Raw genomic sequence first — 17770 nt, 5'->3', positions numbered from 1 at the left:
GTGCGCGGTCAGTTCGACTATCCTAGTTGGATTGGGGAGCGTTCAGCATGTCGGCGGTGATGGTCGCATCCGGCACCGGCACCGGCGCCATCATCTGCGGCTTGCCGTCGGCGGCGATCGACGCTTGCAGCACCACGGTCGGATTGGCCGGCGGCTCGCCGCGCTGGATCGCGTCGACCGCATCCATGCCGGCGATCACCCGCCCGAAGTTGGTGTACTTCCGGTCGAGGCTGAAGCGCGGGTAGAAGGTGATGAAGAACTGGCTGTTCGCCGAATCGTCGCTCGCCGCGTGGGCCATCGACACCGTGCCGCGCAGGTGCGGCATCGGGTTGAACTCGGCCTTGAGGTCGGGAAGCGAAGAACCGCCGCGGCCGGTCCCGGTCGGGTCGCCGGTCTGCGCCATGAAGCCCTCGATCACGCGGTGGAACTTCACTCCGTTGTAGAAGCCTTCGCGGGTCAGCGTCTTGATCCGCTCCACGTGAAGCGGTGCCCAGCTCGGCATCAGGCGGATCGCCACCCGCCGGCCATTCGACAGGTCGAGCAGGAGTATGTTTTCCGGATCGTGGGTGATGTCGAAATCGACCGGCCCGAACGTGCGCTTCGCCTCGATATCGTCGGTGGCGGCGGCGGGCGCCGGCGCGGCTTCGGTCGCGGCCGGAGCAGGCGCGGCGGTATCGTCCTGGGCAATCGCGGAGGCGGAAGCAAACGCCAGCGCACAAAGCGCCCCGGCGACGAGCAGGCGGTTCAACATGGAAATCCAGTCTTGTGAGTATTCCGTCAGCCGCGCGCCTTAGCGGGCGCGGACTGTCGGTTCAATGAATGGTTAGCGTGAGCCCTTGCGGCCCAGCCCATCGACTTTGGCTATGACGTCGGCGCGGATCGCCGGGGTGACGAACTTCGAGATGTCGCCGCCGTAAAGCGCGATCTCCTTCACCAGCCGGCTGGCGATCGGCTGCAGCGCCACGTCGGCCATCAGGAATATCGTCTCGATCCGGTCGTTGAGTTGCCGGTTCATGCCGGTGAGCTGGTATTCGTATTCGAAGTCGGTCACGCCGCGGATGCCACGGATGATCACCGACGCGTTCTGCGCTTCGGCGAAGTCCATCAGCAGCGAGTTGAACCCGACGACCTTAATGTCGCGGTCGAGCGCATCGACCTCACGTCGAACGATCTCAATGCGCTCCTCATCGGAGAACATTGGCGATTTGGCGATGTTGGTGGTGACCCCGATAATCAATCGGTCGACCAGCTTCGCCCCGCGCTCGATGATGTCCATGTGGCCGAGCGTGATCGGGTCGAAGGTGCCCGGGTAGATGCCGATGCGTTCAGTCATTCACCGGTCCCTTTCGACGATGTAGCGCGCCAGCGCGCGGAGCAGGTCGGCTTCCTGGCCGTGAGCCGCGAGATGGCCGATCGCCTGGTCGACCAGGGCGCGGGCCTGCATGCGGGCGGCGTCGACGCCCATCAGGCTGACGAAGGTCGCCTTGCCCGCGCCTTCGTCCTTGCGCAGCGCCTTTCCGGCGGCGGCCTCGTCGCCTTCGACGTCGAGCAGGTCGTCGGCGATCTGGAAGGCGAGGCCGATGTCGCGCGCGTAGTTGCGCAGGTGCGTGCGGCCCTCGTCCGGCACCCGGCCGAGGATCGCGCCCATCTCCACCGCGGCGCCGAGCAGCGCGCCGGTCTTAAGCTGTTGCAGGCGGGTAATCGTCGGCAGATCGTAACCCTGCCCGTCGGCGACGATGTCCATCATCTGTCCGCCGGCCATGCCGTTCCACCCGCTCGCGGCGGCGAGAGTGGCGATCAGTTCGGCCCGCACGAACGGGTCGCCCGCGGTCTCGGGCATCGAGAGGATCTCGAACGCCAGCGCGTGGAGCGAATCGCCGGCCAGCACCGCGGTTGCCTCGTCATAGACCTTGTGCAGTGTCGGCTTGCCGTGGCGCGTGTCGTCGTCGTCCATGCACGGCAGATCGTCGTGGATCAGCGAATAGACGTGGATCGCCTCGACCGCGCAGCCCGCACGCACGGCGGCATCGCGCTGGACCGCGTACAGCCCGGCAACCGCCGCGGTGAGCAACGGACGAATCCGCTTGCCTCCGCCGATCGTGGCGTAGCGCATAGCCTCGACCAGCGGTTTGCGCGCGTCTTCGGGGACAGGCAGAAAGCCGTCGAACGCAACATCGACCTCTTGCTGAATGCGCGCGAGCGCCTCACCGAGCAGGTTGCCGGCACCCGGCGCGGGGTCAGCCATCGCTGTCGAACGGCACCGAGTGGCTCGCGCGCCCATCGGGCCCCGCGACGATCTTCTCGATCCGGGCCTGCGCCGCGTCGAGCCGTGCCTGGCAGTGCGCGCGCAAGGCCTCGCCGCGCTCGTAGAGTTCGATCGACTGGTCGAGCGGGACTTCGCCGCTTTCGAGCCGCCGAACCACATCCTCCAGCGAGCGCAGTGCGTCTTCGAAGCTCAGCGACGCGATTTCGGGAGCAGCCTCTTGCATCGCGCCTGATTGACCGTGCGGCCGCTGGCGGTCAAGCTGGCACGTGGGCGCGGACGGGGGAGAGTGAGATGTTCATCGGGCATTGGGCGCCGGCGCTCGCCGCCGCGGCAGTCAGCAAGCGCGAACCGGGCCTGGCGACACTGTTCGTCGCCGCGCAACTGGTCGACTGGGCGTTCTTCGCCTTCCTGCTCACCGGGACCGAGCATATGCGCGTAGTGCCGGGGATCACCGCGATGAACGCGATGGACCTCTACGACATGCCGTGGACGCACAGCCTGGCCGGCAGCGCGGCTTGGGCGGCGGGATTCGGCGCGCTCGTGCTGGTCTGGCGGCGCGATCTGGGATTCGCCCTGCTGGCAGCCGCGGTGGTGATGAGCCACTGGCTGCTCGACCTGTTGGTCCATCGGCCGGACCTGACCCTGGCCGGGATGCCGCCACGGCTTGGGTTCGGCTTGTGGAACCATCCCTGGATCGAGATCCCGCTGGAGCTGGGCCTGACCTTCGGTGCTCTATGGTTCTACCTCGCCCGAACGCGCGGACCCGCCCTGCCGGCGATCGTGCTCGGCGTGGTGTTGGCCTGCCTCCAGGCCTTCAACTGGTTCGCCCCGGAACCCGAAGCGGTGACATCCGCGACCAGCTACCTCGCCTTCTTCGCCTACGGTCTGGCGACGCTTGCTGCGTGGTGGCTGGGGAAGACTCGCCGGCGGGTGCCCGCACGGGGCTAGCCCCTGCCCCGTCCCCCCGCTAAGGGCGCGGGCCATGGCTGAAGTCACTCCGGACGTCGTCGAGGCCCACGGCCTCAGCCCCGAGGAATACGAGCGCGTGCTGCACGCGCTAGGGCGCGAGCCGAACCTGGTCGAGCTCGGCATCTTCTCGGTCATGTGGTCCGAGCACTGCAGCTACAAAAGCTCGCGCATCCACTTGAAGAAGCTGCCGACCGAGGCGCCGTGGGTGATCTGCGGGCCCGGCGAAAACGCCGGCGTGATCGACATCGGTGATGGCCAAGCCGCCATCTTCAAGATGGAAAGCCACAACCACCCTTCGTACATCGAGCCGTACCAAGGCGCCGCGACCGGGGTCGGCGGCATCCTGCGCGACGTGTTCACGATGGGCGCGCGCCCGGTCGCCAACATGAACGCGCTGCGCTTCGGGCGGCCCGACCACCCGAAGATGAAGCACCTCGTGCAGGGCGTGGTCGCGGGGATCGGTGGCTACGGCAACTGCGTTGGCGTGCCGACGGTCGGCGGCGAGACCAACTTCCACAAGGCTTACGACGGCAACATCCTGGTCAACGCGATGACCGTGGGCGTCGCCGATGCGAACCGCATCTTCTATTCGGCGGCGACCGGCGTCGGCAACCCGATCGTCTACGTCGGGTCCAAGACCGGGCGCGACGGCATCCACGGCGCGACGATGGCGAGCGCCGACTTCGGCGAGGATGCCGAGGCCAAGCGCCCCACCGTCCAGGTCGGCGATCCCTTCACCGAGAAGCTGCTGATCGAAGCGTGCCTCGAGCTGATGGCGACCGACATGATCGTCGCGATCCAGGACATGGGCGCAGCGGGCCTCACCTCTTCCAGTGTCGAGATGGCGACCAACGGCAAGGCCGGCATCCGGCTGGTGATGGACAACGTCCCCTGCCGCGAAGAGGGCATGACGCCCTACGAGATGATGCTGTCGGAAAGCCAGGAGCGCATGCTCATGGTCCTCAAGCCCGGCCGCGAGGCGGAGGCCGAGGCAATCTTCCTCAAGTGGGAGCTCGACTTCGCGGTCATCGGCGAAGTGACCGACACCGGGCACATGGTGCTCGAGTTCGGCGGCGAGGTGGTGTGCGACATCCCGCTTGGGCCGCTCGCGGCCGACGCCCCGCTGTACGATCGCCCGTCGCTCAGTCGTGAGGACTACAAGGCGTGGGCAAAGGTCGCGCCGCTCGGCGATGTGCCGGCCAGCACCGACTTGGGCGCCGACCTGCTCAAGCTGATGGCCAGCCCCGACCTCGCCTCGCGCCGATGGATCTGGGAGCAGTACGATAGCCAGGTCGGTGCAGACACGTTGCAGTTGTCGGGCGGCGACGCGGCGGTCGTGCGCGTGCACGGCACCCGCAAGGCGCTGGCGATGACCACCGATTGCACGCCGCGCTATTGCTACGCCGACCCCTACGAAGGTGGAAAGCAGGCGATCGCCGAGGCATACCGCAATCTGTGCGCGGTCGGTGCGCGGCCGCTGGCCGTCACCAACTGCCTCAACTTCGCCAACCCGCAGCGGCCCGAGATCATGGCCCAGCTCACCGGTTGCCTCGAGGGCATGGGCGACGCCTGCCGTGCGCTCGACTTCCCGATCGTGAGCGGCAACGTCTCGCTCTACAATGAGAGCAAGGCAACCGGCGGCGGCAGCGCGATCCTCCCCACTCCCGCGATCGGCGGCGTCGGCGTGATCGCCGACTACGGCCAGATGGCGACGATCGGCTTCAAGGCAGAGGGCCAGGCGATCCTCGCGATCGGCCCGCACTACCCCGAGCTCGGCCAATCGCTATGGCTGCGCGAAATCCACGGCCGCGAAGACGGCGATCCGCCGCGGGTCGATCTCGCCGACGAACGCCTCAACGGCGAGATCGTCCGCCAGCTGATCGCCGAGGGCAAAGTCACCGCGGTGCATGACATGAGCGACGGCGGGCTGCTGGTCGCGCTCGCGGAGATGGCGCTCGCCGGCGGCATCGGCGCGAAGATCGACGCGATGACCAGCGAGTTCGCGTTCAACGAAAGCCAGGCGCGCTACATCGTCACGGTCGCGCCCGGCGTGGAGCTCGACCGCAGCAAGGTGCCCTTCGAACGCATCGGGACGACCGGCGGTGATGGGCTGGTGGTCGGTGAGCAATCGGTGCCGCTCGCCGCATTGCGCGAAGCGAGCGATAGCTTCTTCCGCGACTGGATGGAGAGCTGATGGCGTCCGGATATTCCGGCACGCCGCTGGCGAAGAAGTTATCTCTGCGCGACGGTCAGCGCGTCTGGTTCGACAACATGCCCGATGACGTCGCCGACGAGATCGGCGAGTACGCGCTCGACCTGACCTTTGTGGACCCGGCGCAAGGGATAGACGCCGCGCACGTGTTCGTCACCGAGCGCGCCGATCTTGAGGCCAAGCTCGCGACACTGCGCAACCAAATCGCGCCCAACGGTCAGGTCTGGGTGAGCTGGCCCAAAAAAGCCACCAAGGTGCCGACCGACATCACCGAGGACACCATTCGCGAGGTCGCGCTGCCGATGGGCTACGTCGACACCAAGGTCTGCGCGATCGACGAGACCTGGTCCGGCCTCAAGCTGGTGATCCGCAAGGAGCTGCGATAGCCTCGACAAAAAGGGAGAGATGCGATGGCACGGACGGTACTGCTCGCCTGGCTGGTGGCCGGCACGCTCGACATCCTGTCCGCCTTCGTGTTCGCCGGCATGGCGGGGATGTCGCCCGGCGGGGTGCTGCAGTTCGTCGCCAGCGGCCCGTTCGGCGAGGCGATGAAGACCAGCTCGGTGGGCGTGCCGCTGGGCCTTGCAACCCACTACGCGATCATGCTGGTGATGGTGCTCACCTACGTCGCGATCACCCCGCGGTTTCCCGCACTGATACGCCATCCCATCGTCGCCGGCATCGCCTACGGCGTGCTCTTGTGGCTGATCATGTACTGGATCGTCCGCCCGCTGCGCTGGCCGGAGATGGCGCTGCCGTCGGCCTGGGCGCCGATGCCGCCGGGCAAAGTCGCGTGGAGCATCAGCAATGCGCTGTTCTCGCACTGCGTGCTGGTCGGCATTCCGATTGCGTGGATCACCGCGCGCCGGGCGCGGCGCCGGGCGGCTTAGGCGGCGAGCTTTTCCTCGGCCGCCTCGGCTGCCTTACCGAGCAGGTCGTAGGGATTGACGCCCTCGCCCTTCCACACTTCGTGGCAGCGGCGGTACCAGGTCGGCTCGCCGATGTTGAAGCGGGCGCGGGCTTCGTGGAGGTCCATCGCGAGCAGCTCGCGGATCGACATCTCGACCAGCGGCGGGCAGCTCTTGCCGCGGCGATGCGCCTCGCGCACCGCGCGCCACACCGGGGCCTTGCTCTTGACCTGCTTGGTGATGTTGTAGGCGCCCGCATAGCCGAGCAGCAGGTGCCCCGCCGCCGGCTGTTGCCCGTGAGTGAACAGCAGCACGCACTGCTCCCCCAGCGCATCGCGGCCGTAGCCGGTCAGTACGTGCATCAGGTCGTGCGTGTCGCGCTGGCGGAAGCCGTACCATTCGACGAGGTCGCCGTACTTCGGCCGGCCCATCTTCTCCGACTCGGCAACCAGACCGGCGGCCGACAGCCCCTCGCTCTCCATGAAGTCGCAATAGGCGTGCGCAACCGAGCCCTTGGGCAGCTTGCGCAGCGCTGCGTGATCGTCGAGCATCGGCGGCAGGAACGGCTCTTCCTCGCGCAGCCGCTGGCCCTGCTCGCTCAGCGTCGCGTTGCGGGCGCGCGGAAGGAAGTCCTTGGAGGGCAAGGATTCGTATATCTCGAACACCAGCGCGGTGTTCTCCTTGTCCTTGATCAGCTCGCGAAACTTGGAGATCGCTCGGCCAATATCGCGCTTGGGATCCTTGCGCTCCGGGTTGCGGAACACGGTTCCGTCCGCCGCGCAGGCGAGGTTCGGATCGGCACTCGGAATCGGCTGGTGAGCGGTCATGCGGACGAAATCCGTTCTACTTACACTGATGTTAGTATATACATGACCGGGGCGCGTGAAAAGGGGGTTAAGATGGGCACGCGGTGGCCACTCCTTGCGGGCGTGATACTCGGCTTGAGCGCGCTGGTGCTCGGCTTTGCGATCGGCGACGATACGATCGAGCGCTGGCACCTCGCCGCCCGCTGGACCGCGCGCGCGGGCTTCCCGCTGCTGATCGCCGCGTATGTCGCGCGGCCGCTGGTGCAATTGGCGCCGTCCGAGCTCGCCAAGGGCCTGCTCGCAAGGCGCAAATGGTTCGGCCTCGGCTTCGCGGCGAGCCACACCGTGCATCTCGCCGCACTGACGACCTTCCTGACGATCACCAACCAACCGCCGCAGACGACCACGCTGGTCGGCGGCGGCGCGGCCTACGTGCTGCTCTACGCGATGGCGCTGACCTCGACCGACGCGGCGAAGCGGGCGATGGGCCGGTGGTGGAAGGTGCTGCACAAGGTGGGCATCCACTGGCTGTGGTTCGTGTTCGCCTCGAGCTACGCGGGGCGCCTGTCCGATCCCGACCGCTGGGTGATCGGCGCGTTGTTCACCCCGATTGCCTTCGCAGCCGCCGCGATCCGTTTTGCCGCGTGGATCAAGGTCCGGCGCATGCACGCAGCGCGCGCGGTGCCGGCCTAGACGCTCACCCATTCCTCGCGCGGGACACCGAGGAGCGAAAGCACGGAAGTCAGGTCGCCGCGGTCGATCCAGCCGTCGGCGGCCGCGCGTGCCTTGGGCTTAGCGTGGTAGGCTATCCCCCAGGTCGCCGCTTCGAGCATCGGGATGTCGTTTGCCCCGTCGCCCATCGCCAAGGTCGCGACGCCGTTTTCGAGCGCGGCGGCTTCGTCGAGCAGCACACGGCGCTTGACCGAGCTGTCTGTGATGCCGCCGACCAGCGCGCCGGTCAGCTTGCCGTCCGCCACCGCAAGCCGGTTGGCGACGACGTGCTCGAAGCCGATCTTCTCCGCCACCGGATCGGCGAAATGATGGAATCCGCCGGTGACCAGCACCGTCCGGCAGCCGTGCGCCTTGAGCGTCGCGACCAGCCGCTTGGCGCCCGGCATCGGCCGGATGCGATCCGCGAGGCAGGTGGCGATCGCGTCCTCGCCCAGCCCGCCGAGCAGTCCGACCCGCTCGGTCAACGCGCTGGCGAAGTCGAGCTCGCCCTGCATGGCCCGCTCGGTGATCGCCGCGACCTGGTCCTTGAGCCCGGCAAAATCGGCCAGCTCGTCGATGCATTCCTGCCCGATCATGGTCGAATCCATATCGGAGACGAACAGCCGCGGAATGCCGATCTCTTGGGTCGAAACCAGCAGGTCGGCGGGGGTGAAGTATTCGTCGAGCACCCGCCGCAGGACCGCCGGGTCACCGTCGGGCAGCGAGAGCTGCAGGACATCGCCGCAGAAATCGAGCATCGCGGCGGCAGCGATGCGCAGGCCTTCGGCTTCCAGCGCCGCGCTGGCCGCGTCGAGTCGCATTTCCAGTCCCGCAGGCTCTGCTATCAGCCGGGCGATGAGCACTGCGAATTCTCCCACGGGACCAGGCGCCAAGCCAGCGGTCGCGCTCATCGCAGGGCCCACCGCGAGCGGCAAGAGCGATCTCGCGGTGCGCCTCGCCCTCGCCCACGGCAACGCGGTAGTCGTCAACGCCGACAGCGCGCAGGTCTATGCCGACCTGCAAGTCCTCAGCGCGCGGCCGACCGAAGAGGAGATGCGCGGCGTACCACACCGCCTGTTCGGCGCATGGGACGGCCCGGCTGCCTGCTCGGCAGCCGACTGGGCCACGGCGGCGCGCGAAGAGATCGCTGCGGCCCACGCCGCCGGACGGCTGCCGATCCTCGTCGGCGGTACCGGGCTCTACTTGCGAACTCTCCTCGACGGCATTGCCCCCGTGCCGCCGATCGACCCCGAAGTTCGCGCAGCGGTGCGCGGGATGCCGGTAGCCGAGGCTTATGCCGCGCTCCAGGCCGAGGACCCCGCCCGCGCGGCAGCACTGGCGCCAGCCGACACGACGCGCGTGGCGCGAGCACTGGAGGTTGTCCGCTCAACCGGCCGTCCACTGGCCCACTGGCAAGCCGCGCGGGAAGGCGGGATCGGCGACCGGGTGGAACTCCACCCGCTGATCCTGACCGCTTCGCGCGAATGGCTGGGAGAACGCTGCGACCGGCGCTTCGCCGCAATGCTCGATCATGGGGCGGCTGCGGAGGTCGAGGCGCTGCTCGCCCGGCGCCTTGATCCCGCGCTCCCGGTCATGCGCGCGATTGGGGTGCGCGAGGTCGCCGACTGGCTCTCCGGCAGGTCAAGCAAGGACGAGGCGCTCGCCGCGGGCCAGCTCGCAACCCGCCAGTACGCCAAGCGGCAGGCGACCTGGTTTCGCAACCAGCCCCCGTCGGAGTGGCCCCGCGCGCACGCAGAAGATTTGCTTCAGGCCCGGTCGATTGAAACTTTATTCCCAAATTTGCGCTTGACCTGACATATCCTGTCGCATAGGAGAGCTTTGTCTCGATAAGAAATAGACCCGGTGCGAGCCCCCCGCACCGGGTCGATTTTTTAGGTGCCGCGGGTTAGGCGGCGACGCAGGAGGAATGGACGGTGACCGAGCGCAGCGGCGCGCAGATCCTGATCGAAAGCCTGGTGCAGCAGGGCGTCGAATTCGTGTTCGGCTACCCCGGCGGCGCGGTGCTGCCGATCTATGACGAACTGTTCGCGCATAGCCGGATCCGCCACATCCTCGTCCGCCACGAAGCCGGCGCGGCGCACGCGGCCGAAGGTTACGCGCGTTCGACCGGCAAGCCCGGCGTGGTCCTCGTCACCAGCGGCCCGGGCGCGACCAACGCGGTCACCGGCATCGCCGACGCCTTCATGGATTCGATTCCGCTGGTGGTGATCACCGGCCAGGTCGCGACGCCGCTGATCGGCACCGACGCGTTCCAGGAAGCCGACACCATCGGCATCACCCGCCACTGCACCAAGCACAACTACCTGGTGAAGGACCCGGCGGCGCTGCAGGCGACCATCGCCGAGGCGTTCCGCATCGCCACCACCGGCCGCCCGGGCCCGGTGCTGATCGACATCCCTAAGGACGTGCAGGTCGCGCTGGCGAGCTGGGACGGCGCCGAGGCACCCGCCCTGCCATCGTCGCGATACAATCCGCCCTCGACCGCGCCGCTCGAAGCGGTGCTCGACGCGGTCGAGCTGCTCGCTGCCGCCGAGCGCCCGGTGCTCTACACCGGCGGCGGGGTGATCAACTCCGGACCGCGCGCGAGCGAACTGCTGCGCAAGCTGCAGGACCTCACCGGTGCGCCGGTCACCAGCACCCTCATGGGCCTCGGCGCGTTCCCCGCCGACCATCCCGACTGGCTCGGCATGCTCGGCATGCACGGCACCTACGAAGCCAACATGGCGATGAACCGGTGCGATCTGATGGTTTGCATCGGCGCGAGGTTCGACGACCGGGTGACCGGGCGGCTCGATGCGTTCAGCCCCGACTCCAAGAAAATTCACCTCGATATCGACCGGGCGAGCATTAACAAAACGGTCAATGTCGACCTGCCGCTGATCGGCGACTGCGCCGCAGTGCTCGAGCAACTGATCGCCGCGTGGGGCGACCGGCGCGCGCAGGACCTCGGTGAATGGAAGGCGCGTATCGCCGGCTGGCGCGCGCGCGAAAGCCTCGCCTATCCGCCCTCGAAGTCCGAGATCATGCCGCAGCTCGCGATCGAGCGGCTCCATGCGCTGACCAGGGACCGCGCGCCGATTATCTCGACCGAAGTCGGCCAGCACCAGATGTGGGCGGCGCAGTATCTGCAGTTCGAGGCGCCCAACAAGTGGCTCACCAGTGGAGGCCTCGGCACGATGGGCTATGGTCTCCCCGCCGCCATCGGCGCGCAGCTCGGCAACCCGGAGGCGCTGGTGATCGACGTCGCGGGCGAGGCGAGCATCCAGATGAACATCCAGGAGCTCGGCACCGCCAGCCAGTACCGCCTGCCGGTCAAGGTGTTCATCCTCAACAACCAGTACATGGGTATGGTCCGCCAATGGCAGGAGCTGACCTACGAGAGCCGTTATTCCAATAGTTACAGCGATTCCCTGCCAGACTTTGTGAGGTTGGCCGAAGCCTACGGCTGGAAGGGCCTCCGGATCGAAGACCAGGCGGGCCTCGATGCAGGCATCCAGTCGATGATCGACCACGACGGGCCGGTGATGGTCGATTGCCGCGTAGCGCAGGAGGCGAACTGCCTGCCGATGATCCCCAGCGGCGCGGCGCACACCGACATGCTGCTCTATGGCGACCGGGTCGAAGGCACGCTGGACGACGAAGCGAAGGCGCTCGTCTGATGCACATCAAACAGGCCGAAGCCGAGCGCCATGTGCTCGCCGTCACCGTCGATAACGAGGCGGGCATCCTCGCCAAGATCGCCGGGCTGTTCACCGCGCGCGGCTACAACATCGACAGCCTGACGGTGGCCGATATCTCCGAAAACCACGCGGTCAGCCGGATCACCATCGTCACCAACGGGCCGCCGGCGGTGATCGACCAGATCCGCGCGCAGCTCGAACGGCTGATCCCGGTGCACAAGGTCGTCGACCTCACCGAGGAAGGCCCGCACGTCGAGCGCGAGCTGGCGCTAGTGAAGGTTGCCGGCACGGGCGAGAAGCGCGTCGAGGCGCTGCGCCTCGCCGACATCTTTCGCGCCAAGCCGGTCGACACGACCACCGAGAGCTTCATCTTCGAGATCACCGGCGCGCCGGAGAAGATCGACAGCTTCGTCGGCCTGATGCGCGAGCTGGGCCTGGTCGAAGTGGGCCGTACCGGCATCGTCGGGATGATGCGGGGGGCCGAAGGGGCTTAGGAAACGCATTTATTTTCGTCGCCCCGGCCTTGAGCCGGGGCTGGGCTTCCTTTTTCGACGCCCGAAGAAAAGCACTGGCCCGGATCGAGTCCGGGCCGACGCAAACGTAGCGAGGGATTGTAACCGTGAAAGTCTACTACGACGCCGATGCCGACCTGAACCTGGTCACCGACAAGAAAATCGCCATCGTCGGCTACGGCAGCCAGGGCCACGCCCACGCGCAGAACCTGCGCGACAGCGGGGTGAAGGACGTCGCCATCGCCCTGCGCGAGGGCTCGGCCACCGCGGAGAAGGCCAAGGCCGCCGGCTTCCAGGTCATGTCGAACACGGACGCGGCCAAGTGGGCCGACATCGTCATGATCCTCGCGCCCGACGAGCACCAGGCGGCGATCTGGGAGAACGACCTCAAGGGCAACATGAAGCCCGGCAGCGCGATCGCCTTCGCGCACGGCCTCAATGTCCACTTCGGGCTGATCGAGGCGCCCGCCGACATCGATGTGATTATGATCGCGCCCAAGGGGCCGGGTCACACCGTCCGCAGCGAGTACCAGCGCGGCGGCGGCGTGCCGTGCCTGATCGCGGTCCACCAGGACGCCACCGGCAACGCACACGACATCGCCCTCGCCTATGCCAGCGGCGTCGGCGGTGGCCGCTCGGGGGTGATCGAGACCAACTTCAAGGAAGAATGTGAGACCGACCTGTTCGGCGAGCAAGCGGTGCTGTGCGGCGGCATCACTCACCTGATCCAGGCCGGTTTCGAGACGCTGGTCGAGGCCGGCTACGCGCCCGAGATGGCGTACTTCGAGTGCCTCCACGAGACCAAGCTGATCGTCGACCTGCTCTACGAAGGCGGGATCGCCAACATGCGCTATTCGATCAGCAACACCGCTGAGTACGGCGACATCACCACCGGCCCGCGCATCATCACCGACGAGACCAAGGCCGAGATGCGCCGCGTGCTCAAGGACATCCAGTCGGGCCGGTTCGTGAAGAACTTCGTCCTCGACAACCGCGCCGGCCAGCCGGAGCTGAAAGCCGCCCGCAAAGCCGCCGCGGCGCACCCGATCGAGCAGGTCGGTGCCAAGCTGCGCGCGATGATGCCGTGGATCGGCAAGAACAAGCTGGTCGACCAGACGATTAACTAAGGCGCGATCAACTAGGAACTGTGGGTGCTTACGCTCCGTTGTGAGAGCGCATCACCCGGAGTTTCGCCATGACCCGCCCCCTGCCCTTCGCCCTCGCGTTCGCACTCGGCCTCGCTGCCTGCCAACCGGCGGACACTCCGGTTGGTCCGGAGGCGAGCGAGGCGCCGGGGGCGGTCGAGCCCTCCGCCGCGCCGGCTTCCAGCAGCGCCACGCCGACGAGCACGGACTCGGTCCTGGTCAGCCCGGTCAAACCCGGTGCCACGGCCACCTCCGGGCCCGATACCGCCAAGAGCGAGGACACTTGCGGGGCGGACAAAGTCTCCGAACGCTGGCTCAACTCTTTGCCGACGGCCGATGTAAAATCCGCCATCGCCAAGGCGGTAGGCGAGCGCCCTATCCGCTATTATGGAGAGGGCGACGCGATCACGATGGACTTCAGCCCCCAGCGCCTCAATGTGGAGCTGGGCAAGGATGGGCGGATCAAGCTGTTCCGCTGCGGCTGAGCTCGACGAACGGAGGGGACCCGAATGCGCCTGCTGCTGACCACTTGCGCCGCCGCGCTGGCGATGACCGCCGCCGCTTACGCCCAGATGCCGACCGAGAAGCCCGGCGCGGCCGATCCCTCGCGCGTTACCGGCGGCACCTACCAGGCTGATCCAAACCACACCCTCGTCGGCTGGCGGGTCGACCACCTCGGCTTCAGCGATTACTTCGGGCTGTTCGGCGACGTGACGGGCACGCTGACGATCGATCCGGCCAACCTGTCGGCGGCCAAGGTCGACGTGACCATCCCGATCAACCCGGTGGTCGCGAGCCAGGGGCTGCACGATCACCTGCTGCGGCCCGGCAAGGACGGCGCTGCGCCCGACTTCTTCGGCCCCACGCCGCAGCCGGCGCACTTCGTTTCGACCAGCGTGGCGCCCGGTGTGGACGGTCAGAGCGCCTATATCGTCGGCAACCTGACCTTGAACGGTCACACCCGCCCGGTAGCGATCCAGGCGCGCTTCACCGGCGCGGGATCGATGATGGGATCGGAGCAGGTCGGCTTTTCGGGCCGGGCGCTGATCAAGCGCTCGGACTTCGGCCTCACCACCGGCATTCCGTTGGTGTCGGACGAAGTCGAACTCGATCTCACCGCCGCCTTCATGAAGCAGGCGGCTGAGCCGGAGCCCGCGCCGATGCCCGGCCCGAACGCCTGCAACGCCGACAAGGCCAAGGCGTGGTTCGGCAAGAAGGCGACCCCTGCGGTGCGCACGGCGGTCGAGGCCGCCACAGGCGCGAAATCGACCCGGTGGCTCTATCCCGACAGCATCGTCACGCAGGATCTGCGGACGGACCGGCTCAATGTCACGATGGACAAGGGCACCGACGTCATCCGCTCCGCCCGCTGCGGCTGAGCCTGCACGCCCTAGTTGCAATTGTAACATTTGCAGCCCTGCGCCTTTTCGCGCATGCAGCAAATCGTGATCCGTAACGCGCTTATTCTGCTTCGACTTACACGCCCTTGGGCGTGAGCCTGCGCGCGACCTGATGGGCGCGCACGGCGCCCAAGGGATAGGCCGCACCCCAGCAGACACCGTTACGAGTATTCCCGATGCCCATGCTCAGCCAACCGAGCGCCAAGTACAGCGCCTTCCCGCAAGTGCCCCTGCCCGACCGGCAGTGGCCCGCCCGCACGATCACCGCCCCGCCCCGCTGGCTCTCGACCGACCTGCGTGACGGCAACCAGGCGATCGTCGACCCGATGGACGCGGTGAAGAAGAACCGCTTCTTCGACCTCCTCGTCGAGATCGGGGTCAAGGAGATCGAGATCGGCTTCCCCAGCGCCGGCGCCACCGAGTTCGACTTCATCCAAGGCCTCGTGGCGTCGGGACGCATCCCCGATGACGTCACGGTGCAGCTGCTCACCCAAAGCCGCGAGGACCTGATCCGCACCTCATTTGCCAGCCTGCACGGCGCCAGGGCGGCGATCGTCCACCTCTACAATGCCGTCAGTCCGGCGTGGCGCGACATCGTCTTCCGCATGAGCCGCGAGGAAGTTAAGGCGATCGCGGTCGCCGGCGCCAAGGTCATGCGCGACGAGGCCGCCGCCCGCCCCGGCACCGACTGGCACTTCCAGTACAGCCCCGAGACCTTCTCCACCGCTGAGCTCGATTTCAGCATCGAGGTCTGCGAGGCGGTGATGGAGGTCCTGCGGCCCACGCCCGACCGCCCGATCATCCTCAACCTCCCCGCGACGGTCGAGGCGGCGACGCCCAACATCTACGCCGACCAGATCGAATACTTCTGCCGCAACCTGCCGAACCGCGAGAGCGCGGTGATCTCGCTCCACACCCACAACGACCGCGGCACCGGGGTCGCCGCCGCCGAGCTCGGCCTGATGGCCGGCGCCGACCGGGTCGAGGGCTGCCTGTTCGGCAACGGCGAGCGCACCGGTAACTGCTGCCTGGTGACAGTCGCTCTCAACATGTACACCCAAGGCATTGATCCAGGATTGGATTTCTCCGACATCGACCGGATCATCGAGACCGTCGAGTACTGCAATCAGATCCCCGTCCACCAGCGCCATCCCTATGGCGGCGAGCTGGTGTTCACCGCTTTCTCGGGCAGCCACCAGGACGCCATCAAGAAGGGCTTCGAGGCGGCCGCTACCCAGAACGACGAGCGCTGGCGCGTGCCCTACCTGCCGATCGACCCGGCCGACCTCGGCCGCAGCTACGAAGCGGTAATCCGCGTCAACTCGCAATCGGGCAAGGGCGGGTTCGCCTGGGTCCTCGAGCAGGACCAGGGCCTCAAGCTGCCCAAGGCGATGCAGGCCGATTTCTCCAGGGCCGTCCAGCGCATCGCCGACGAATTGGGCCGCGAGCTCAACGCCGCCGACATCTGGCAGGCGTTCCGCGAAACCTACCACGTCGGCGAACCCACGCGCCCGTTCCAGCTGGTCGATTACGAAGAAACGCGCGCCGCCGACGGCACCCGCGTCTTCGCCGGGACCATCGCGGTCGAGGGCAAAGAACAATCAGTCAGCGGCCGCGGTAATGGCCTAATCTCCTCGGTCGTCGCCACACTGGACGAGGCGTTCGGAGTAAAAATGGAAGTGGCGGACTACTCCGAGCACGCCCTCTCCACCGGCTCCGACGCCCGCGCCGCCGCCTACGTCCAGTGCGCGCTTCCTGACGGCCGCTTCGTGTGGGGCTGCGGCATCGACGAAGACGTCGCGACCGCGAGCGTGCGTGCGGTGGTCAGCGCGGCAAATTCGGCGGTCGCAGCGCCCGATGCTCAGGGCACCAGGGTGGTGAACAGATAGACCGCGAAGATGACGAGGTGCACCGCCCCCTGAAGGACCGTGGTGCGCCCGGTGCCCAGCGATAGGGTGGCCACGACCAGCGTCAGGAACAGCAGCACGATGCTCTTGGTATCGAGCCCCAGTGCGATCGGCAGGCCCACGATAACGGACAGGGCGGCCACCGCCGGGATCGTCAGGCCAATCGTCGCCAGGGCAGAACCGAGCCCGAGGTTCAGGCTCGTCTGGAGGCGATTGGCGAGCGCCGCGCGGATCGCCGCGACGCTTTCGGGCAGCAGGACCAAGGCGGCGATGATCACGCCGACGATGGCGCGCGGTGCGCCGAGATCCTCCATCGCGCTCTCGATCGGCGGTGCCAGCGCTTTGGCCAGCAGCACGACCGCACCGAGGCAGGCGATCAGCAGCAACGCCGAGCGCACGGTCTGCGCGTTCGTCGGCGGATCGGCGTGGATGTCGTGATCGGCCGCAATCGTCTTGTCGGGCAGGAAGTAGTCGCGATGCCGCACCGTCTGCACCGCCACGAAGGTCGCGTAGAGCAGGAACGAAACCACCGCGACGAAGCCGAGCTGCGACGGTGAATAAAGCGGCCCGGGCTCGCTGACGGTGAAGTTGGGCAGAACGAGCGTCAGCACGGTCAGCGCGCAGATCGTCGCCAGCGCGGCGCTGACGCCGGTCTGCTGGAACGCCTGCTCCTTGTGCCGGATGGCACCGACGAGGATGCAAATCCCCATCAGGCCATTGAGAATGATCATCACCGCCGCGAACACCGTGTCGCGGGCGAGCGTGGCCGCGCTCTCTCCGCCGGCCGACATCAGCGTCAGGATCAGCCCCAGCTCGATCACCGTCACCGCGATCGCGAGCAGGAACGTCCCGAACGGCTCCCCCACCCGGTGCGCCACCAACTCCGCGTGATGCACCGCCGCCAGCACGGTCGCGATCAATCCGGCGGCCAACAGGATCGGAGATACGGTGGTGCCGGTGCTGAGCAGGAAAAGGAGCCAGGCGAACAGCGGCGCCAGCCAGGTCCAGTGTCGCAGTATGCCGGTCATCAGCCACCCTCTTAGGGGACTCACCGCCAGCCGCAACCGCGCACGCCGCCGCTTTCCTACCTCGGCGCTTTCGGCATAGATAACCCTATGAGCGATCCTTGCCTCCTCATTCTCGCAACTCAGACTTGCTCCGTGGGGGCCGAAATTTTTTGCTTCAGGACAGTGTGACAAGTGTGACAAGTCCTACGCGATCGACAGCTTGAGA

19 protein-coding genes are annotated in these 17770 nt (G+C 67.3%); 12 read left to right on the top strand and 7 right to left on the bottom strand.

Annotation, left to right across the window (positions count from 1 at the left end; translation table 11 throughout):
• Nucleotides 1-22: 22 nt before the first annotated feature.
• The 4 genes from ELY12_RS00850 to ELY12_RS00835 all read right to left on the bottom strand — a co-directional run bounded on the left by ELY12_RS00850 (nucleotide 23) and on the right by ELY12_RS00835 (nucleotide 2489).
• Nucleotides 23-751 (bottom strand): peptidylprolyl isomerase, encoded by a 729-nt coding sequence (locus tag ELY12_RS00850; RefSeq protein ID WP_126174814.1) that lies wholly within the window; start codon nucleotides 749-751, stop codon nucleotides 23-25.
• Between the two features lie 72 nt (nucleotides 752-823).
• Nucleotides 824-1333, bottom strand: a complete 510-nt coding sequence (gene coaD, locus ELY12_RS00845) for a pantetheine-phosphate adenylyltransferase (protein ID WP_126174813.1) — start codon at nucleotides 1331-1333, stop codon at nucleotides 824-826.
• Entirely contained in the window at nucleotides 1334-2245 is a 912-nt protein-coding gene (locus tag ELY12_RS00840) for a polyprenyl synthetase family protein (RefSeq protein ID WP_126174812.1), read from the bottom strand. It abuts the gene before it with no gap.
• The gene (locus tag ELY12_RS00835) at nucleotides 2238-2489 is read right to left on the bottom strand and encodes an exodeoxyribonuclease VII small subunit (protein WP_126174811.1); all 252 of its coding nucleotides are present in this window, start codon (nucleotides 2487-2489) and stop codon (nucleotides 2238-2240) included. Before ELY12_RS00835 ends, ELY12_RS00840 begins: the two co-directional genes overlap by 8 nt.
• A 68-nt stretch (nucleotides 2490-2557) precedes the next feature.
• Here ELY12_RS00835 and ELY12_RS00830 point away from each other — a divergent pair, with 68 nt between their 5' ends.
• The 4 genes from ELY12_RS00830 to ELY12_RS00815 are packed head-to-tail and all read left to right on the top strand — an operon-like array spanning nucleotide 2558 to nucleotide 6337.
• A complete protein-coding gene (locus ELY12_RS00830) occupies nucleotides 2558-3214 on the top strand; it encodes a hypothetical protein (RefSeq protein ID WP_126174810.1) in 657 nt (218 codons plus the stop codon).
• 34 nt (nucleotides 3215-3248) lie between these two features.
• Complete coding sequence (gene purL, locus ELY12_RS00825; protein WP_126174809.1) at nucleotides 3249-5429, top strand: phosphoribosylformylglycinamidine synthase subunit PurL; 2181 nt, start codon at nucleotides 3249-3251, stop codon at nucleotides 5427-5429.
• The gene (locus ELY12_RS00820; RefSeq protein WP_126174808.1) at nucleotides 5429-5833 is read left to right on the top strand and encodes a DUF3052 family protein; all 405 of its coding nucleotides are present in this window, start codon (nucleotides 5429-5431) and stop codon (nucleotides 5831-5833) included. Before purL ends, ELY12_RS00820 begins: the two co-directional genes overlap by 1 nt.
• 24 nt (nucleotides 5834-5857) lie before the next feature.
• A complete protein-coding gene (locus tag ELY12_RS00815; protein ID WP_126174807.1) occupies nucleotides 5858-6337 on the top strand; it encodes a hypothetical protein in 480 nt (159 codons plus the stop codon).
• Here ELY12_RS00815 and ELY12_RS00810 read toward each other — a convergent pair.
• Entirely contained in the window at nucleotides 6334-7182 is an 849-nt protein-coding gene (locus tag ELY12_RS00810) for a Coq4 family protein (RefSeq protein ID WP_126174806.1), read from the bottom strand. The two genes, ELY12_RS00815 and ELY12_RS00810, sit on opposite strands and share 4 nt — an antisense overlap.
• A gap of 72 nt (nucleotides 7183-7254) precedes the next feature.
• On the opposite strand from ELY12_RS00810, the gene ELY12_RS00805 reads away from it, so the two are divergent.
• Entirely contained in the window at nucleotides 7255-7854 is a 600-nt protein-coding gene (locus ELY12_RS00805) for a cytochrome b family protein (protein WP_126174805.1), read from the top strand.
• Here the strand turns inward: ELY12_RS00805 and serB are convergent.
• Nucleotides 7851-8693 (bottom strand): phosphoserine phosphatase SerB, encoded by an 843-nt coding sequence (serB, locus tag ELY12_RS00800; RefSeq protein ID WP_206435744.1) that lies wholly within the window; start codon nucleotides 8691-8693, stop codon nucleotides 7851-7853. The two genes, ELY12_RS00805 and serB, sit on opposite strands and share 4 nt — an antisense overlap.
• Nucleotides 8694-8727: 34 nt before the next feature.
• Here serB and miaA point away from each other — a divergent pair, with 34 nt between their 5' ends.
• The 7 genes from miaA to leuA all read left to right on the top strand — a co-directional run bounded on the left by miaA (nucleotide 8728) and on the right by leuA (nucleotide 16519).
• Nucleotides 8728-9687, top strand: coding sequence for a tRNA (adenosine(37)-N6)-dimethylallyltransferase MiaA (miaA, locus tag ELY12_RS00795; protein WP_126174803.1), 960 nt, complete (start codon nucleotides 8728-8730; stop codon nucleotides 9685-9687).
• A 119-nt stretch (nucleotides 9688-9806) separates the two neighbouring features.
• Nucleotides 9807-11552 carry a biosynthetic-type acetolactate synthase large subunit gene (gene ilvB, locus ELY12_RS00790; RefSeq protein WP_126174802.1) on the top strand — a complete coding sequence of 582 codons (1746 nt, stop codon included), beginning with the start codon at nucleotides 9807-9809 and terminating at the stop codon, nucleotides 11550-11552.
• Nucleotides 11552-12067: an acetolactate synthase small subunit gene (ilvN, locus tag ELY12_RS00785; protein WP_126174801.1), complete on the top strand. Its 516-nt coding sequence runs from the start codon at nucleotides 11552-11554 to the stop codon at nucleotides 12065-12067. Before ilvB ends, ilvN begins: the two co-directional genes overlap by 1 nt.
• 125 nt (nucleotides 12068-12192) lie before the next feature.
• Nucleotides 12193-13212, top strand: a complete 1020-nt coding sequence (gene ilvC / locus ELY12_RS00780; protein ID WP_126174800.1) for a ketol-acid reductoisomerase — start codon at nucleotides 12193-12195, stop codon at nucleotides 13210-13212.
• A 68-nt stretch (nucleotides 13213-13280) separates the two neighbouring features.
• Nucleotides 13281-13715, top strand: a complete 435-nt coding sequence (locus ELY12_RS00775) for an I78 family peptidase inhibitor (RefSeq protein ID WP_126174799.1) — start codon at nucleotides 13281-13283, stop codon at nucleotides 13713-13715.
• Nucleotides 13716-13739: 24 nt separating this feature from the next.
• Nucleotides 13740-14609 carry an I78 family peptidase inhibitor gene (locus ELY12_RS00770; protein ID WP_126174798.1) on the top strand — a complete coding sequence of 290 codons (870 nt, stop codon included), beginning with the start codon at nucleotides 13740-13742 and terminating at the stop codon, nucleotides 14607-14609.
• Between the two features lie 197 nt (nucleotides 14610-14806).
• A complete protein-coding gene (leuA, locus tag ELY12_RS00765) occupies nucleotides 14807-16519 on the top strand; it encodes a 2-isopropylmalate synthase (protein WP_126174797.1) in 1713 nt (570 codons plus the stop codon).
• On the opposite strand, the gene ELY12_RS00760 is transcribed toward leuA, so the two are convergent.
• Entirely contained in the window at nucleotides 16492-17565 is a 1074-nt protein-coding gene (locus ELY12_RS00760) for a calcium:cation antiporter (protein WP_126174796.1), read from the bottom strand. The two genes, leuA and ELY12_RS00760, sit on opposite strands and share 28 nt — an antisense overlap.
• Between the last annotated feature and the right edge of the window lie 205 nt (nucleotides 17566-17770).

This window comes from Tsuneonella rigui (assembly GCF_003958625.1).
In the GTDB taxonomy this organism is placed as follows: Bacteria; Pseudomonadota; Alphaproteobacteria; order Sphingomonadales; family Sphingomonadaceae; genus Tsuneonella; species Tsuneonella rigui.
Note: the sequence above shows the minus strand (reverse complement) of the source record. Positions and strands in the feature narration are given on the sequence as shown.

Excerpts from the sequence above, each read along its gene's own strand:
- ELY12_RS00830 (WP_126174810.1), top strand. The coding sequence starts at position 2,558 with ATGTTCATCGGGCATTGGGCGCCGGCGCTCGCCGCCGCGGCAGTCAGC.
- serB (WP_206435744.1), bottom strand. The coding sequence starts at position 8,693 with ATGCGACTCGACGCGGCCAGCGCGGCGCTGGAAGCCGAAGGCCTGCGC.
- ELY12_RS00820 (WP_126174808.1), top strand. The coding sequence starts at position 5,429 with ATGGCGTCCGGATATTCCGGCACGCCGCTGGCGAAGAAGTTATCTCTG.
- leuA (WP_126174797.1), top strand. The coding sequence starts at position 14,807 with ATGCCCATGCTCAGCCAACCGAGCGCCAAGTACAGCGCCTTCCCGCAA.
- ilvN (WP_126174801.1), top strand. The coding sequence starts at position 11,552 with ATGCACATCAAACAGGCCGAAGCCGAGCGCCATGTGCTCGCCGTCACC.
- coaD (WP_126174813.1), bottom strand. The coding sequence starts at position 1,333 with ATGACTGAACGCATCGGCATCTACCCGGGCACCTTCGACCCGATCACG.
- purL (WP_126174809.1), top strand. The coding sequence starts at position 3,249 with ATGGCTGAAGTCACTCCGGACGTCGTCGAGGCCCACGGCCTCAGCCCC.
- ELY12_RS00810 (WP_126174806.1), bottom strand. The coding sequence starts at position 7,182 with ATGACCGCTCACCAGCCGATTCCGAGTGCCGATCCGAACCTCGCCTGC.
- ELY12_RS00805 (WP_126174805.1), top strand. The coding sequence starts at position 7,255 with ATGGGCACGCGGTGGCCACTCCTTGCGGGCGTGATACTCGGCTTGAGC.
- ELY12_RS00835 (WP_126174811.1), bottom strand. The coding sequence starts at position 2,489 with ATGCAAGAGGCTGCTCCCGAAATCGCGTCGCTGAGCTTCGAAGACGCA.
- ELY12_RS00770 (WP_126174798.1), top strand. The coding sequence starts at position 13,740 with ATGCGCCTGCTGCTGACCACTTGCGCCGCCGCGCTGGCGATGACCGCC.
- ELY12_RS00850 (WP_126174814.1), bottom strand. The coding sequence starts at position 751 with ATGTTGAACCGCCTGCTCGTCGCCGGGGCGCTTTGTGCGCTGGCGTTT.
- miaA (WP_126174803.1), top strand. The coding sequence starts at position 8,728 with ATGAGCACTGCGAATTCTCCCACGGGACCAGGCGCCAAGCCAGCGGTC.
- ELY12_RS00840 (WP_126174812.1), bottom strand. The coding sequence starts at position 2,245 with ATGGCTGACCCCGCGCCGGGTGCCGGCAACCTGCTCGGTGAGGCGCTC.
- ELY12_RS00775 (WP_126174799.1), top strand. The coding sequence starts at position 13,281 with ATGACCCGCCCCCTGCCCTTCGCCCTCGCGTTCGCACTCGGCCTCGCT.
- ELY12_RS00815 (WP_126174807.1), top strand. The coding sequence starts at position 5,858 with ATGGCACGGACGGTACTGCTCGCCTGGCTGGTGGCCGGCACGCTCGAC.
- ELY12_RS00760 (WP_126174796.1), bottom strand. The coding sequence starts at position 17,565 with ATGACCGGCATACTGCGACACTGGACCTGGCTGGCGCCGCTGTTCGCC.